This window comes from Neobacillus sp. Soil_C_43, from assembly GCF_057656715.1.
This window is the reverse complement of the sequence record NZ_JBDGJV010000004.1, coordinates 24,368-40,547: the sequence shown is the minus strand read 5'-3', so window position 1 is coordinate 40,547 and position 16,180 is coordinate 24,368. Positions and strand designations below refer to the sequence as shown.

The 16,180-nt window shown below is 38.8% G+C and carries 16 protein-coding genes; 4 read left to right on the top strand and 12 right to left on the bottom strand.

Going from position 1 to position 16,180, the window contains the following annotated elements; translation table 11 throughout:
• Position 1: 1 nt before the first annotated feature.
• The 3 genes from pabA to AC3A54_RS07710 form a co-directional block, all read right to left on the bottom strand.
• Positions 2 to 595 carry an aminodeoxychorismate/anthranilate synthase component II gene (pabA, locus tag AC3A54_RS07720; protein ID WP_487654041.1) on the bottom strand — a complete coding sequence of 198 codons (594 nt, stop codon included), beginning with the start codon at positions 593 to 595 and terminating at the stop codon, positions 2 to 4.
• A 6-nt stretch (positions 596 to 601) separates the two neighbouring features.
• Positions 602 to 1,993 (bottom strand): anthranilate synthase component I family protein, encoded by a 1,392-nt coding sequence (locus AC3A54_RS07715; RefSeq protein WP_487654040.1) that lies wholly within the window; start codon positions 1,991 to 1,993, stop codon positions 602 to 604.
• Positions 1,994 to 2,159: 166 nt separating this feature from the next.
• Positions 2,160 to 2,354, bottom strand: coding sequence for an IDEAL domain-containing protein (locus AC3A54_RS07710; protein ID WP_335527214.1), 195 nt, complete (start codon positions 2,352 to 2,354; stop codon positions 2,160 to 2,162).
• Between the two features lie 208 nt (positions 2,355 to 2,562).
• On the opposite strand from AC3A54_RS07710, the gene AC3A54_RS07705 reads away from it, so the two are divergent.
• Positions 2,563 to 3,411 (top strand): alpha/beta fold hydrolase, encoded by an 849-nt coding sequence (locus tag AC3A54_RS07705; RefSeq protein ID WP_308080432.1) that lies wholly within the window; start codon positions 2,563 to 2,565, stop codon positions 3,409 to 3,411.
• A gap of 49 nt (positions 3,412 to 3,460) precedes the next feature.
• Here AC3A54_RS07705 and AC3A54_RS07700 read toward each other — a convergent pair whose 3' ends face one another.
• Together AC3A54_RS07700 and AC3A54_RS07695 are read right to left on the bottom strand one after the other, a co-directional pair.
• Entirely contained in the window at positions 3,461 to 4,060 is a 600-nt protein-coding gene (locus tag AC3A54_RS07700; RefSeq protein ID WP_309865617.1) for a response regulator, read from the bottom strand.
• Positions 4,057 to 5,196, bottom strand: a complete 1,140-nt coding sequence (locus AC3A54_RS07695) for a sensor histidine kinase (RefSeq protein ID WP_487654039.1) — start codon at positions 5,194 to 5,196, stop codon at positions 4,057 to 4,059. Before AC3A54_RS07695 ends, AC3A54_RS07700 begins: the two co-directional genes overlap by 4 nt.
• Before the next feature lie 208 nt (positions 5,197 to 5,404).
• On the opposite strand from AC3A54_RS07695, the gene AC3A54_RS07690 reads away from it, so the two are divergent.
• The gene (locus AC3A54_RS07690; protein WP_487654038.1) at positions 5,405 to 6,184 is read left to right on the top strand and encodes an alpha/beta fold hydrolase; all 780 of its coding nucleotides are present in this window, start codon (positions 5,405 to 5,407) and stop codon (positions 6,182 to 6,184) included.
• Between the two features lie 82 nt (positions 6,185 to 6,266).
• Here AC3A54_RS07690 and AC3A54_RS07685 read toward each other — a convergent pair whose 3' ends face one another.
• The 6 genes from AC3A54_RS07685 to AC3A54_RS07660 form a co-directional block, all read right to left on the bottom strand.
• On the bottom strand, positions 6,267 to 7,334 hold the full coding sequence (locus tag AC3A54_RS07685; RefSeq protein ID WP_487654037.1) for an alpha/beta fold hydrolase: 1,068 nt from the start codon (positions 7,332 to 7,334) through the stop codon (positions 6,267 to 6,269).
• A gap of 19 nt (positions 7,335 to 7,353) precedes the next feature.
• On the bottom strand, positions 7,354 to 7,920 hold the full coding sequence (locus AC3A54_RS07680) for a polyhydroxyalkanoate biosynthesis repressor PhaR (RefSeq protein WP_487654036.1): 567 nt from the start codon (positions 7,918 to 7,920) through the stop codon (positions 7,354 to 7,356).
• A 13-nt stretch (positions 7,921 to 7,933) separates the two neighbouring features.
• On the bottom strand, positions 7,934 to 8,551 hold the full coding sequence (locus AC3A54_RS07675; protein WP_487654035.1) for a hypothetical protein: 618 nt from the start codon (positions 8,549 to 8,551) through the stop codon (positions 7,934 to 7,936).
• Positions 8,535 to 9,014, bottom strand: a complete 480-nt coding sequence (locus AC3A54_RS07670) for a hypothetical protein (protein WP_487654034.1) — start codon at positions 9,012 to 9,014, stop codon at positions 8,535 to 8,537. Before AC3A54_RS07670 ends, AC3A54_RS07675 begins: the two co-directional genes overlap by 17 nt.
• A 112-nt stretch (positions 9,015 to 9,126) precedes the next feature.
• Positions 9,127 to 9,906 (bottom strand): SDR family oxidoreductase, encoded by a 780-nt coding sequence (locus AC3A54_RS07665; RefSeq protein WP_487654033.1) that lies wholly within the window; start codon positions 9,904 to 9,906, stop codon positions 9,127 to 9,129.
• A gap of 17 nt (positions 9,907 to 9,923) precedes the next feature.
• On the bottom strand, positions 9,924 to 11,558 hold the full coding sequence (locus tag AC3A54_RS07660; protein WP_487654032.1) for a long-chain-fatty-acid--CoA ligase: 1,635 nt from the start codon (positions 11,556 to 11,558) through the stop codon (positions 9,924 to 9,926).
• A gap of 537 nt (positions 11,559 to 12,095) precedes the next feature.
• Here AC3A54_RS07660 and AC3A54_RS07655 point away from each other — a divergent pair.
• Both AC3A54_RS07655 and AC3A54_RS07650 read left to right on the top strand, forming a co-directional pair.
• Entirely contained in the window at positions 12,096 to 12,875 is a 780-nt protein-coding gene (locus AC3A54_RS07655) for an alpha/beta fold hydrolase (protein ID WP_487654031.1), read from the top strand.
• Between the two features lie 93 nt (positions 12,876 to 12,968).
• Positions 12,969 to 13,772, top strand: coding sequence for an alpha/beta fold hydrolase (locus AC3A54_RS07650; RefSeq protein WP_487654030.1), 804 nt, complete (start codon positions 12,969 to 12,971; stop codon positions 13,770 to 13,772).
• 59 nt (positions 13,773 to 13,831) lie between these two features.
• Here AC3A54_RS07650 and AC3A54_RS07645 read toward each other — a convergent pair whose 3' ends face one another.
• Positions 13,832 to 15,472: a long-chain-fatty-acid--CoA ligase gene (locus AC3A54_RS07645; RefSeq protein ID WP_487654029.1), complete on the bottom strand. Its 1,641-nt coding sequence runs from the start codon at positions 15,470 to 15,472 to the stop codon at positions 13,832 to 13,834.
• Positions 15,473 to 16,180: the final 708 nt, after the last annotated feature.

Here is a 16,180-nt window from a genome sequence, read left to right as displayed (position 1 = left end):
GTTAATTTCCTTTTAGGATTGCAGCGTGTTTATAGTGATTAACGAAGTTTTGCAGCAGCTCTTTCCCACAGGTCGTCATAATGGATTCTGGATGAAACTGTACTCCCTCGATTGGAAGGTCCTTATGGCGAATCGCCATGATTTCCCCTTCTTTCGTCCAAGAGGATATCTCAAAGCAATCCGGCAACGTTTCTCTTTTAACAATTAACGAATGATAGCGTGTGGCTGGAAAAGGGTTCGGAAGCCCTTGGAAAATTGTTTTTCCATCATGGTACATATCTGAGGTTTTTCCGTGCATAAGTCTCTCTGCCTGGACTACTTGTCCTCCAAAAGCCTGAGCAATGGCTTGTTGACCGAGACAAACACCGAAAATTGGAATTTTTCCACCGAAAAATTTGATTGCATCTAAACTAATTCCCGCCTCATTTGGACTGCATGGACCAGGTGAGACCATTAAGAATTCAGGACTTAGATTTCCGATCTCCTCAATTGTGGTTTGGTTGTTTCGTTTTACAACTAATTTTTCTCCAAGCTCACCTAGGTATTGTACTAAGTTAAAGGTAAAGGAATCATAATTATCAATCATAAAAATCATCGCATTTTACTCCTCTGCCATTTCTTTTGCTTTCCATAAAGCCGCTGCTTTTTTCATAGATTCTTTGTATTCATGTTTAGGATTAGAATCGATGACAATACCTGCACCTGACTGGACATGTGCCATGCCATCCTTTACAAGCATGGTTCGGATAATAATATTTAATTCTAAGTCACCGCTAAAATCAATCCAACCAAGTGATCCCGTATACACTCCCCGTTGAACCGGCTCTAGTTCTTCTATGATTTCCATCGTTCGAATTTTCGGAGCACCTGTTATCGTTCCACCAGGGAATACTGCGTCAATAATCTCAATGCAAGATTTCTCTTCATCCAATTCCCCTCTAACATTGGAAACGATGTGCATGACATGAGAGTATTTTTCAATCGTCATAAATTCATTGACCTCAACCGAACCGTACTTACACACTCTACCAAGATCATTTCGTTCTAAATCCACGAGCATGACATGCTCTGCTCGTTCCTTTTCGTTTTCAATTAATTCATTAGCGAAGGCGAGATCTTCTTCGTGGTCCTTTCCTCTTGATCTCGTCCCTGCAATTGGCCTTGTGCTTACTTCAGTTCTATCCTTTTTCACAAGTAGCTCTGGTGATCCACTTACCAGCTGAAATTCTGGAGTATGTAGGTACCCCATATATGGGGATGGATTCAAGGCTCTTAATTGTTCATACACCTCAATCGCCTGAACCCCAATTGGTTTTGATTGACGAACCGCTAGATTTACTTGGAATACATCACCTTGTGAAATATAGTGTTGAACTTTCCTTACAGCCTGTTGGAACTCTTCTTCTGTCATCGAAACCTGCAATTGATTCATATCGTTTAGACTTGTTTTAACAGGTGGGACGGATGGCAATTCCTCAAGCCAGCGTTTTTCCCAATACTCTAATCGCTGATCTATACCTTCATCATTTTCCGCCAAAATGAAGGTCCAAAGAAGGTCCTCTTCATGATCAAATACAAACCATTCCTTTACAATAAAAAAGTAGATTTCCGGTATGCCAATGTCGTCTTTGGCTAGGTTAGGGAGTTCTTCTATGTAACGAGCATAATCGTAGCTTATGTACCCAATCGCTCCACCAAGGAAGCTCGGCAAGCCTTCCATTTTATCAACATGAAAACGATTCATCCATTCTTTGAGTAGGTGAAGTGGATTCCCTTCCAACTTTTGGGTACCACTTTCATTTTGGATTTCCAATTCATAATTTTTCCCTTTCATAATTGTTTCAGGTTGAAATGCAGCAATGCTGTATCTCCCGCCGCGCCCACTTTCTAATAGCACATGATGGGTCTGATTTGCCGCTATTGAACTGTATTGTCTAAAAAAACCAGAATAGGTATAGGGAATTTTTTTACTATATAAATGAAGTTTCTTCAATCCATTCACTCCTAATCTTTACTCTTTTTTCATCATACTTGAAAAGGGTGTCAGGCACCACATAAAGTGTGGTGTCTGACACCCAAAATGCTACTAAAGCGGACAAGAAGCCCTATCCATTTCGGATAGGGCTTCCTTTAAGTGAGTAAGTTCATTAGTAAATGTTTTAAGAAATTTTCTTTAATTCTTCAGTTAGTTTCAAGAATAGGTCCTTGTTTCCATCTTGTAATGTTTGGTCGATTTCCTTTCGGATTTTTTCCCTCTTGAATTCAAGCAGGACATTGTTTAGAAACATCTCAGCAACTACAGCGTCTGCGTTCTCATCCGAATGTTGTGGTGAATTTAATAATTTCTTTTCCATGGAAATCAACTCCTTGAGCTTTTTTTCATTATACAAGGAGTTTTCTAAAAATTCAAACATTTTATTTTAGAAATTGTAAAAAAATTTTTTTAGGGGATATGGCTTCAAATATCATTTTGATTTTATCTCGAATTTTTGGTGTGAAGGGTAAATATTTAGGGAACATTAACTTCAACTATCATTTTGAGGGAACAGGAGGAAAATATGTATGGAACAAGCTGCATTAACTGGCTATCATCCCGTAAATAACATTGAAGTTTATTATGAGTTTTATCCGAATCCAAAATCAGATAAGACATTTGTTTTATTGCATGGTTTTCTTTCTTCCACCTTTACCTTTCGCCATCTCATAACACTAATGAAAAAGGAATATCAAGTGTTGTCAATTGATCTTCCCCCCTTCGGAAAAAGTGCAAAATGCAATCGATATGTATATTCTTATAAAAACCTTGCCCAAACCGTTATTAAACTAACTGAGTCATTAGGTTTAAAAAAAATGACCTTTATTGGCCATTCCATGGGTGGTCAAATTGTGTTGAATATTCTTCATATGATGCCTGAACTTGCCGATAAGGCGATTCTTCTTTGCAGTTCAGCTTATCTCAAACGCTCTAAATTACCATTAATTCTGACAAGCTACATTCCCTATTTCCACCTTTTTGTGAAGTACTGGTTTGCAAGAACTGGTGTGAGGAAAAACCTACAGGATGCTCTCTATAATCACTCCATCATTAATGATGAAATGATTAATGGCTACCTGCAGCCCTTTTTACAAGATGAAATCTTCATTGCACTTACAAGGATGATTCGGGATCGTGAAGGAGATCTTCCACCTGAGGCTCTTAAGCAAATAAAAACACCCTGCTTATTACTTTGGGGGGATCATGACAATTCCATGCCACTTAAAGTTGGAGAAAAGCTAAACAAGGATTTAGAAAACTCTGAGCTAGTTGTATTAAAAGAAACAGGCCATGCCCTTCCAGAGGAACGCCCTTTTGAAGTATTCGAATATATCAAAGGCTTTTTAGAAAAATTTCAAACAGCAGCCGATTATTGATAAAAGAAAAAAGGTGTAATGAACCGGTGGCTGCACCGGTCATCACACCTTATTTAAACCAACCCTTTTCTTTCGATTGAGTAATCGCTTCGATACGATTTTTCACTTCTAACTTATCTAAGATAATTGAAATGTAGTTGCGAACCGTTCCCGTTTTAATACTGAGTTCTTCTGCAATCTCTTTTGTATTCTTTCCATCAGCAACTAGCTCTAACACTTCTCTTTCTCGGTCCGTTAAAGGATTTTCTTCTCCATATACATCATCCATTAATTCTGGCGCATAAATTCGTCTTCCTGCCATCACACTTCGGATAGAGTTTGCCAGTTCCTCACTTGGACTATCCTTCAATAAATAACCGCTTACCCCTGCCTTCAATGCACGTTGGAAATAACCTGTTCGGGCAAAAGTAGTTAAAATGATTACTTTACAGCCAGAGCCTTTTAATTCTTCTGCTGCTTCCAGTCCGCTCTTTCCAGGCATTTCAATGTCCATAATACAGACGTCCGGCTTTAATTTTTTTACAAGCGTGACAGCTTCTTCCCCATTTGACGCCTTCCCGACTACTTCCATATCATCCTCTAAATTAAGCAGTGAACCAAATGCTCCTAATAACATTTGTTGATCTTCAGCGATAACAATATTAATCATTTCCGGTCCTCCTTCTCTATAGCTTGTTTCACATCATTCGGTACTCTGATAATTAATGTTGTACCTTCCTTTGTAACAAGCTCTAGGCCGCCATTTATAAATTCCAATCGTTCTTTCATGCCAATTAGACCATGTCCTTCAGCCAATTTTTCAGTGTCTCCTTTAAATTTACCGTCATCGCGGATTGTTAGAACCGTTTCTTTCGAGGATTGCTCGATGGAAATAATACAGTTTTTAGCACCGCTGTGTTTGACCACATTGTTCACGGCCTCTTTCAAGCACATACTTAATATATTTTCGGTTAACAGGGAAACATTCGATAAAGTAAATTCACCTTCGCTGATAAAATGAATTTGAGCAGCCTTAATGATTTGTTTCACTCGTTGAATCTCATCCTTTAGACGAATTCCCCGCATGGAAGAAACCATCTTCCTTACCTCACTTAAAGCTGTTCTAGCCGTTTGCTGAACATCCTTTAATTCAGATTTCGCCTGTTCCGGATCTTTTGAAATTAGTTTCCTTGCCAAGTCCGTCTTCAAACCAATTAGTGACAGCTTTTGTCCAAGGGTGTCATGAAGGTCCCGTGCAATGCGTTGACGCTCCTCTAGCTTAACCAGTTCAGAAATCCTTTTGTTCGCATCTTCCAGTTTTACCTCAAGCTGCCCCCTCTCCTTCCGATTGTAAATGCTAAAAGGGAGTAGAATGACACTGATCCAAATGATGATAACGAAAGGCAACTGCTGTAGAAATAGCTTCTCTTGCATGACAATACTGTAGTTGATTGATGCCGATGTACTGATTAAATGAATAAAGTATAACGTGAGGAAAGCAACTCTGTCTTTAATATTGCCAATAAAATAGGCCAGAAAAAAGGCAAAGTAAACGTAGCTGAACAGGTTTGTCGCAGTAATCGAAATGGCAATTAAAATTAGTGTCCAAAGATAAACGGGCCAACCTTTTGAAATAAAGGCAATTCGGTAAAGGATAAAAAATATCAGAGTTAGTAAAATTCCTACAACGATTTCAATAGTGGATGGTGCTTGAAATATAAAATAAAAAGGTAATATGCCAAGAACGGTCCAGATATACGGAGCAATCCCATTATTTTTTTGAAATGTCATATACCTTTTAATCATAAATAAAACCTCATTTTCACATGTACTTTCCATTTATTATAACTCAAAAGTATACATCTCAACAGCTTGTTTAATATATGTATTTTACATATATATGTAATAATATAAGCACTACTTTTATATATTTAATTAGTCAGAATTTTGTAAATGTTTACACATAGCAAATCTTGGCAACATATGTTTATAAAAACATTAGGAGGAATCAAAATTGGGAGAAGTAAATAACCATTGTTCCAAAATTCCTTATTTGCGATTTGGTATGGGTGAGCCTTTAGTATTTATTCATGGACTTGGAGAGGTAAAGGAGGGATGGTCTAACCAATTTGAATTTGCCGATCAGTATGAGTTAATTATTCCAGATTTACGGGGACACGGTGAATATCAATCACCAGGTGAGATAACCATTCCAAACTTTGCTCAAGATATTATTTGTTTGCTAAAAGAACTCGGAATTGAAAGCGCACACATTTGCGGGTTATCGATGGGTGGCATGGTAGCTCAGGAAATATATCGTCAAGCCCCTGAGATGTGCCGTTCATTAATGCTTGTTAGTACTTTTCATTATGCTCCTAGACGATTGGGTAAGTTATTTTTAAAGTTCCGTCAGGCTCGAGTTGAAAATAAATCTCCCGATGTCCTTAGAGAAACGGCCGCAAAGGTGTGCCTCTATTCGTGGACAAAAGAAAACTTTGATACCTTTTATCAATTTTATCAGCCGAATAAAGAATTCTACTTCAAATCGATGGAAGCATGCCTTCATGTGAATAATTTAAGCCTGCTACCAACCATCAAGGTTCCAACCTTAATTATTGGCGGACAGTATGATTCAGTCATCCCCGTGTGGGTTCAATTATTCATGCATAAACAAATTCCTCATTCAGAGTTTGTCATTTTCAGAAATACGGGTCATATCGCTAAACTTGAGGCGAAGGATCAATTTAATCAAGTGCTACGTAACTTTTTAATTAAACATAAAAAGGCAAGCTAGTGGGAAGGAGAATTCCTTTCCCACTCCCGTTGCCCATACATAGTTTATATGTTCTTGTACCTAATTTTATGACTAACTCTTTTTACAAGGTTTTTGATCTCTTAGAAGCCCATTGGTCCACAATCCCTGCAAATAAACCAGAAAGTGCAAGGCTAACATGTCCTGCCTCCACACTAATATAAGTCTTGTCTTCACTGGACACCAAATCCATAATTGGTTTACTTTGCTCTTCTAGAATTAAATTGTCTCTAGAACCTGACACAACGTATAAATTTGCCCTAATATTTTTTAGGTCAACCTTTTTATTTCCTAAAACTAATTCCCCTTTAACCAGCTTGTTCTCCTTAAAGAGATCATTGGCTAATTGTCTGTATGCTTCACCTGCAAATGGAACCTGATCAAGTGTCCATTTATTCATCCGACGCCATTTTTCAACATATCGGCTGTCGTATGCTCGACTTAAAAGCATCGTATAGTTAGTAAAATAAACAGGTGCCCCAATCGCTCGGAACATCCCCGTTACTAAATCAGGTGATACAAGCCCGTACACGTCGATAAACCGGTCGATATTGATATCGCCGTTTCGCATACCTTCAGCCCATTTTTCAGGACCAATAAATGGCTTGAAGTCAATTGGAACAGTAGCAACAATTAAATTTTTAATAGGTTCTTCTGCGATTGCTGCATAAATGGCGGCAATTGTTCCACCTAAGCAGTAACCAATAAGGGTGATTTCTTCTGCTTCAGAATGTCGAATCGCCCGCTTAACTGCTGTTCTTAAGTACTTATCAATATAAGTATCGAGCCCCATTGTCTTATCTTCATATCCTGGTGAGCCCCAGTCTAAAAGATACACTTCATAACCCTTGTTCGTTAAACCTTCTATCACACTTGCTTTTGGAGCAATATCTAATATATATGGTTTGTTAAAAAGAGAATACACAAAAAACAAGGGTATTTCATATTTTCTCTGTTTGGCAGGGTAATGCCATAATACGGATTTATTTTTCCTCCATACTTCGTTTCTTGGAGTATGGCCGACTTTCGGTTCGGGTTGACTAAATACCTTGAACAGATGCTCCCAGCGCTTCATTTCTTTTTCAAAATCAAAAGTTGAGAGTACTTCTTTGAATGGTGCCTCAGTCCCCACTGTACTTCACCCCCTCCTATTAAATTGTCGTACCAGCTCCTGTTAACACAGGCTCAGTTTGTTTGTCTTTTTCAATAAGGTTTTTAAGCGTTTCAAACTCTTCCTTAAAATGATTTAATTTCATCAACTCAAATTTCATTTCCTGAATTTCTTCATGTAAATCCTTTGTATCTGCCAGTTCTTTTTTCGTTTTAACCAGTTCTGTTTTTAGTTGTTTTGTAAGTTTAATAATCTCCTTGGAGACCTCAACAACACTTCCAATTTCCTTGCTCTGAGATTTCATACTATCTTGTAAATCCCATATTTGCTCTTCTAGTGCTTCTATTTTTTCTTCCGTTTGTATCGTTAATGCAGCTACATTGGACACATCGTTTTTTGTTGGTAAATTTAATGCACCTGCCAACGCCTCTTGATTCTTTTTAAACGCTTCTAGGTACCGGGAATGAATTTCAGTGCCTAAATGCGACATTTTCACAAATTCCTTGTTATCTGTCCAAAGGTAGATAAAATCATTCATTTGCTTTTCCCAAGCTTGGCTGAACTTGTGTAGATATTCATATGGATCGTAAGGTTTTTGGCCTGTCATGTTTTTCACCTCATTATGATTTGCTATATTCTGTCATATTTTTCATATATTTTTGAAATGGTAACATCGTGTTCTTAACTTGCTTAGCGAATAGATTCACAAACATCTTTTGATTTTCATATAACACATTTGTTGTTTTCTTTACGCTATCAATATATTTTTCTCGCGCACTTTTTCTAAAAGCAACGTATTGTTCAACTGTTTCCACATATTTGTCAAGTGCTTGCAATTGACCTGTGGTTATCGCTTGTGCAGGGGTTAATAATAGATGAGCGGTTTTATTTTGAATATCATCTACTACCCTATTAATTTCTTCATATGACTTAACTGGGAAAAAATACTGTAAAGTAGTGGTGGTTGCTAATAGCTCTTCACGGGCTGCTTTTTCCCAATCCTTCAGTTCCATACTAAATTGAGCAGCTATCGTGACAACATTCTCTTGATCTTTTTTTACCTTCTCCACATAGTTTCTTACAGACTCAAGGAACCGCTCATCCCTCTTGTTAAAGCGATCCTTCCATGCATCCAATTCATCAAAACCAAGCCTCCAAAGCATATCTAAACTAGTTAAGTCCTTTTCCACCGCATCCTCAGATTTTTGATCCAACACTTGTTCATTTTTTTCTGTCATTGTCGATCTCCTCCAAATCAGATTCTTCCTTAAATAATTGCTTTAATTCTAGTAATTCTTTTTCTAAGTTGGTCATTTTACTGTTATGTTGATCCTTCATTTCATTTCTTAAAAAGGCTACCCATTCCTCCAACGAATGATGAATGGAGTTTAGCAGGAGTTGATTCTTATGCTGGCTTTTGTTAAGGGTATACACCTGGTCATCAAGACCATCAATTTTCCCCTCATAATCAACGATTCTGACAGATAGTGCCGCTAGTTCATCTTTATTCATGAGGCCTAACTGATTTAGCCATCTAGTTGTTAACCTTCTGTGAATCTTTACCCTTTTCAGATGTGCATCGAGCGCTCTGCCAGCTGCCAATGTAAAAGCTCGATTATCGGTACTGGCATGGATTCTTTTATTCAATTGTGCTTCTATTTTTTTATAATAAGCTTCCCTATCACGTTGCATAGAATCCATATTAATCCCTCTAACTAACCGGTTGGTATGTTAAATAAAACATATAATTTACAAGTCTTCAAGGTGTTTTATACTAAATTCACAAAATTTTAAAATAATCCTAGAGTAACGCTTATTGAACTCCTGCAGTTGTTCCTCCATCCACCACCAGCACATGTCCAAATACATAGTCAGATGCATCGGAAGCTAAAAATAGTGCAGGTCCCTTCATATCGTCGTCTGAACCAAATCTTCCTGCCGGTGTTCGCTCAAGAATCTTTTCACCTGAATAGTCCAAAATCGCCTTAGCCATTTTTGTTGGGAAGAAACCTGGTGCTATTGCGTTCACATGTATATTGTATGGAGCTAGTTTTACAGCTAGGTCTTTCGTGAAGGTAATGACCGCTCCCTTACTTGCTGAATAACCAATCGCATCCATCACCAATGGATCCTGTCCACCCATTCCAGCAATAGAAGCTATATTAATAATTTTTCCTGAACGTTGTTCAACCATAATTTTTCCAACAGCCTGTGAAAATAAGAAAACAGCTTTTAAGTTAATATCCATAACTTTATCCCATTTATCGGCAGGCATTTCTAATGCTGGTGCTCCCCAGCTTGTCCCGCTGTTATTCACTAGGATATCAATTCGACCAAATTCCTTCACTGTTTCATCGACCACATGCTGAATATCTTCAGGATTGGACACATCACATTTAAATGCTAGGGCACGAACACCCTTTTCTTTTAAAGCATCCGTAAACTGTTGGCAGGCATCGAGGTTCCTTGAACAAACCACCACGTTAGCACCAGCTTCTGCGTACGCTACGGCAATTTGCTGACCCAGACCTCTTCCTCCACCGGTTACAATGGCTGTTTTTCCTTTTAAACTAAACAATTCTTGAATATTCATCTTCTCCACCTCATTTATTAAGCTTTTACTTTGGCTTTCTCTTGATCTCTTAAAACTCTTCTTAGTAATTTACCAACAGTTGATTTTGGTAGTTCCGAAAGGATTTCTACTTCTTTTGGCGCCTTATATGGAGCAAGGTTTTCTCTGCCAAACTGTTTAATTTCTTCCTCCGAAATGATTGCACTCGCTTTCAATTTGACATATGCTTTTACGGTTTCCCCTCGGTACGGGTCAGGTACACCCACTACAAGTGCTTCTTCAATCTCCTCAAGCTGATAAAGCACTTCCTCAATTTCACGTGGATACACGTTGTAACCGCTAGCAATAATCATGTCCTTTTTACGATCAAGGATATAAAAGTACCCATCTTCATCCATTTTGGCAACATCACCTGTGAATAACCACCCATCCTTGATGACTGCAGCTGTTTCTTCAGGAAGATTCCAATAGCCTTTCATTACCTGTGGACCCTGAATGATTAACTCCCCAGCCTCTCCAACAGGCGCATCGACAAATCCCTCATCTGTTTCTTGAACAATTCTAGCAATAGTACTTTGAACTGGAATACCAATACTTCCATATTTCCTTGGCACAAATGGCGGGTTAAAAATAACCGTTGGTGCTGCTTCAGAAAGCCCATATCCATCTAAGAGCTTGGCTCCAGTTCTGACTTCGAAGTTTTTTGCAGTCTCTACTGGGAGTGGGGCTCCGCCACAACTAATATAATAAAGTTCATTAAACCCATAATCTTCTAGGTCTGGTTGACTATTCAGTGCTATGAACATCGTTGGCACACCAGACATTTGGAACGGCTTTTCACGTTTGACGGTTTCCATTACTTCTCTCGGATCAAAGCGCGGCAACAGGATTTGATTCGCACCCTCTCTGATTCCACAAAGTGCAACACTGGAAAGTCCGTAAACATGAAACATTGGTAAAACCGTAATCATTTTAAAATTCTCAGGCCTCTTAAGACATGCCTTATAGGAGAAATCGCAAACTTGATTGAAGTTTGCTAGTAGGTTCGAATGAGTAAGCATGACTCCTTTGGAGAACCCTGTTGTTCCACCTGTGTATTGCAGAAGGGCAACATCTTCATTCCGATTAATTTCAATTTGAGGAATGGTTCCCTCACTGTCTATGAAATCATCAAAATAAAAATCACCGTCATCAAGTTCCATTTTAGTGCCGCCAAAGCTAACGACAAGAACTTTTTTAATAGATGTTTGTGGTTGAACTTTTTTTACTTTTGGATAAAGTGTATCGAGTACAACTATGTATTCTGAGCCGGAATCATGTAATACATGTTCTATTTCTCTCTCTACATACATTGGATTCACTTGAACAGCGATTCCACCTAGGCGAAAAGTACCGAATAAGGTGAATATGTAATGCGGGGAATTAGGAAGCATAATAGCTAAACGATCGCCTTTTTGAAAGCCGTCCTTATGGAGGGCTGCCGCAAGCCGATCGGTTAGTATTTTTGTTTCATGATAACTCCACACTCTTCCTAAAAAGGTGAATGCAGGCTTGGTATTATAACGGTTTACTGCGTCTTGTAAAAAATCGTAGAGTGATTGGTGGTCAATACTAACATATTCATTAATTCTTGGGTCATAAATGTTCAGCCATGGCTTTTGCTGGTAAACCATAAAATCAGATGCCTCCTCAGGATTTTTCTTATCAATATCCCTACTAAACCTGGTGCATATCTTAGAACATAGTTGACTACTCTATTAATTAGAATATTAATATAATTATGATTATTGTATTAAAATTTAGATTTGTAAACCCTTCCTTGTCGACATTTTTCCACAATCATCTAGTACCTCGGGTGACTCGTTTACAATCGAGTTCCTTTCCTCTAGATATTTATCCCTTTCGCCAAAGCTAGGTTTTTACAAGAAAAAAGAAAAAATATCGAAATTTGTCGTAATATTTCTCGATTTATGCCAAATTGCCGTGGTCCCCCTCTTCCATTCCAATTACAAACTAAACCACCAAACCAACCCTAGTTCCCGCCTATTCACTAAAAATGATATTCTTATATAAGACTATCTATGGTGTCAGGTACCAAAAAGGACATTTGCTCTCACAGGGTAATTCTTTTTTCTAAATTTTATGAATTTTCACACTTTACAAATAGTGGGAAGGGGATTTATGATAATAGCAATAGGAGGGATTGAAAATTGGATCAAGTATTTACTAGTTGCTCTGGTATTCCATACTTGCGCTTAGGTGTTGGTGAACCATTAGTATTGATTCATGGGCTTGGTGAAGTAAAAGAAGGCTGGAACAATCAGTTTGAGTTTGCAGATCAGTATGAATTGATTATTCCTGACTTAAGAGGTCACGGTGAGCATACAACTAATAAAGATATTTCTATCCCACACTTTGCCCGTGATATTATTTCCTTACTGAAAGAGCTTAGAATTGAAAACGCTCACATATGTGGTTTGTCTATGGGTGGAATGGTGGCACAAGAAATATATCGTCTGGCCCCTCAAATGTGCCGTTCCTTATTGCTTGTCAGCACGTATCATTATATGCCAAAACGTCTCGCGAAACTATTAATCACCTACCGTAAGGCTCGATCACTATCTACTCGCCCCAGCATGTCAAAAGATACCGCTGCTCGCATTTCTTTTAGCTCTTGGAACAACAAGACCTTCGAAGAATTTCATCAATTCTATAAACCTAATCATGATGTCTTTCTAAAATCCGTTCAGGCCTGTCTTCAAGTAAACAATCAAAAACTACTTCCAAAAATAGAAATTCCAACACTCATCATTGGAGGACAGTACGATTCAGTAATCCCTGTTTGGATGCAGTTATTCATGCATAAAAAAATACGCAACTCGGAGTTTGTCATCTTCAAAAACACAGGACATATTGCCAAGTTAGAGTCAAAAGAGGCATTTAACAGAATCGTTCGCAACTTTTTGAAAAAACATAGAATAGTAAGTTAAGTGGGAGGAATTTTTTCCTCCTTTACTCTTGTTCTTTGCTGGCATAATCTCTCATATAATTTACCATTATCTAACAGGGAGGAGTAGTAAACTATGCCTACTACAAAATCAAATGGAATCAATCTTTATTATGAGGTTCATGGTCAAGGTGAACCTTTACTATTAATTATGGGGTTATCACTTAATTCTAAGTCCTGGTTTAGGACACTGCCTGCTCTAAGTGAGCACTACCAAGTGATTATTTTTGATAATCGCGGGGTAGGATTAAGTGATAAACCAAATACTCCTTATTCAATTGAGCTTATGGCAGAGGATGCTAGAGCTGTCTTAGATGCGGCTGGGGTAGAAACATCCCATGTATATGGCATTTCCATGGGTGGTATGATTGCCCAAAAATTGGCTATTAAGTACCCTGATAGGATTCGGTCACTGATTCTTGGCTGTACCACATCGGGAGGTGTTAATCATGTACAACCAGGTGCAGATGTCAGCATGCTCATGCTTTCGAGAGGCTCTTCCATTGCAACACCAGAAGAAATGGCTTGGGCTACCGCTCCGATTCTCTATAGCCAATCCTTCTTGGAAGATCAACGTGAGTTGGTTGCTGAAGATATCCAAAAACGCATTGAGATCCCAATCCTGCCATATGCTTACATGCTACAGCTCCAGGCCTGTCTCACCCATGATACCTACAATGAAATAGACCAGATACAAGTTCCTACCCTAGTCATCCATGGTGATGAAGATAAACTGGTACCATATGAAAATGGTGTCACATTAGCCGAAAAAATCCCAAATGCAGAATTCTTAACGATTCAAGGTGCAGGTCACATTTATGTTACCGAAGCGAATGATTTTGTAAATGATAGAGTGCTAGACTTTTTAAAAAATAAATAATGAGAAAAAAATGCCCGAACTCGCAAAGTGATCGGGCATTTCTGTGAACCTTCCTTCTATTAAGCTTTCACTTTCGCAAGCTCTTGGTCTCGAAGGACCCGTCTGAGTAATTTACCAACAGATGATTTTGGCAGCTCGGAAAGGATTTCCACTTCTTTTGGTGCCTTATATGGTGCAAGGTTATCCTTAGCATACTGGAGAATTTCCTCCGTTGATAGAGTATATCCTTCAATCGGCTTAATGAACGCCTTTACCGTTTCCCCGCGATAATCATCAGGGACACCAATGACAATCGCTTCCTCCACGCCCTCCATTTGGTAAAGAACTTCTTCAATTTCTCGTGGATAGACATTATAACCGCTCGCAATTATCATATCCTTCATTCGATCAAGGATATAAAGATACCCTTCTTCATCCATTTTCGCAATATCTCCGGTAAACAGCCAGCCATCCTTCAACACATCTTCTGTATCTTTTGGACGGTTCCAATACCCCTTCATAACCTGCGGACCCATAACGATTAATTCTCCCGCTTCACCAACAGGAACATCTACAAATTCCCCGTCTTCCGTCTCCCGAACAATTCTCACTACAGTACTTTGAACTGGAATACCAATACTGCCATATTTCCTAGGTACAAATGGCGGATTAAACGCGATGGTTGGAGCTGCTTCAGAGAGGCCATATCCATCCCTTAGTGTAGCTCCAGTTATTTTTTCAAAGGTTTTTGCTTGTTCAACCGGTAGTGGTGCGCCACCGCTGCCTACATACCACAATTCTTTTAAATCACAATCCTTTAGTAATTCTGGCTGACTGTTTAATGCAAAATACATGGTCGGGACTCCTGCAAAGAGAAATGGTTTCTCCCGCTTAATGGTTTCTATTATCTCCTTCACGTCAAAGCGAGGAAGGATGATTTGATTGGCTCCCTCTCTAATGCCACATAGCGCCACACTAGAAAGGCCGTAGACATGAAACATCGGAAGAACCGTAATCATTTTAAATGATTCAGGAATCTGTTCACATGTGTTATAAATAAAATCACAGACCTGATTAAAGTTTGCTAGCAGGTTATAATGTGTCAGCATGACACCTTTAGGCACACCTGTTGTTCCACCTGTGTACTGTAAAACGGCAACATCCTCATGTGGGTCAATCTCAATTAATGGAATCTCTTCACCAGCTTGAAGGCATTCTTCAAAATAGTAATCCCCTTCAGCGAGTTCCTTCCGTTCCCCACCAAAGCTGACCACTATCACCTTTTTCAAGAAGGTGTCGGATTGAACCTTCTTCACTTTTGAATAAAAGGCATCCAGCGCAACCATAAACTTGGCACCTGAGTCATCCAATACGTAGGCGATTTCCCTTTCTACGTACATTGGATTGACTTGGACCGCAATTCCACCTAAGCGGAAAATAGCAAATAATGTGAAAACGTATTGCGGACAGTTCGGCAGCATAATGGCCACCCTGTCACCTTTCTTTAAACCTTCTTTATGTAATGCAGCAGCTAGCCGATCAACCATCATTTTTGTTTCATCGAAACTGAATACCTTTCCATAAAAGGTGAATGCAGGTTTATCCCCAAAACGATTGACAGCACTTTCTAAGAAATCGTAAAGTGATTCGTACTTTACACTTACATGCTCATCCACTCTAGGGTCATAAAGCTTCAACCAAGGCTTTTCCTGGTACATCATACATACATGCCTCCTTCTTATTTATTAATACACCTAAATTATTGTAAGGAATGGAAAATTTGTAAACGCACGAATCTCGACACCTTTCCTCATTTGCATTTGTTGATATTTCATGTAACTTAGATTAATATTTCATTTTTGCGCAGGTTTCCATAGAAGCAAACTAGAATTCCGTCGAATCATGTCAGAATCGTCCCTGTTGTTCACAAATACTTAACATGAAAGTGTGAAATTTTTGTGATAAATTTAAACTTACTGCCTCAAAAAAGTCCCATAGGTACTTCGGACAGTGTAAGCGAAAAAAACAGAAACTCTGTCAGAAGTCACGGCATCTTCGGACAGTATTAGCAGAAATAATAGAAACACTGTCAGAAGTCACGGCATCTTCGGACAGTGTTAGCAGAAATAATAGAAACACTGTCAGAAGTCACGGCATCTTCGGACAGTATTAGCAGAAATAATAGAAACACTGTCAGAAGTCACGGCATCTTCGGACAGTGTTACCTGAAAAAACAGTCAAGCCCATTGTCAGAAGGCACGGCATCTTCGGACAGTGTTAGCAGAAAAAATAGAAACACTGTCCGAAGTCACGGCATCTTCGGACAGTGTTAGCGGAAAAAACAGAAACACTGTCAGAAGTCACGGCATCTTCGGACAGTATTAGCAGAAATAATAGAAACACTGTCAGAAGTCACGGCATCTTCGGAC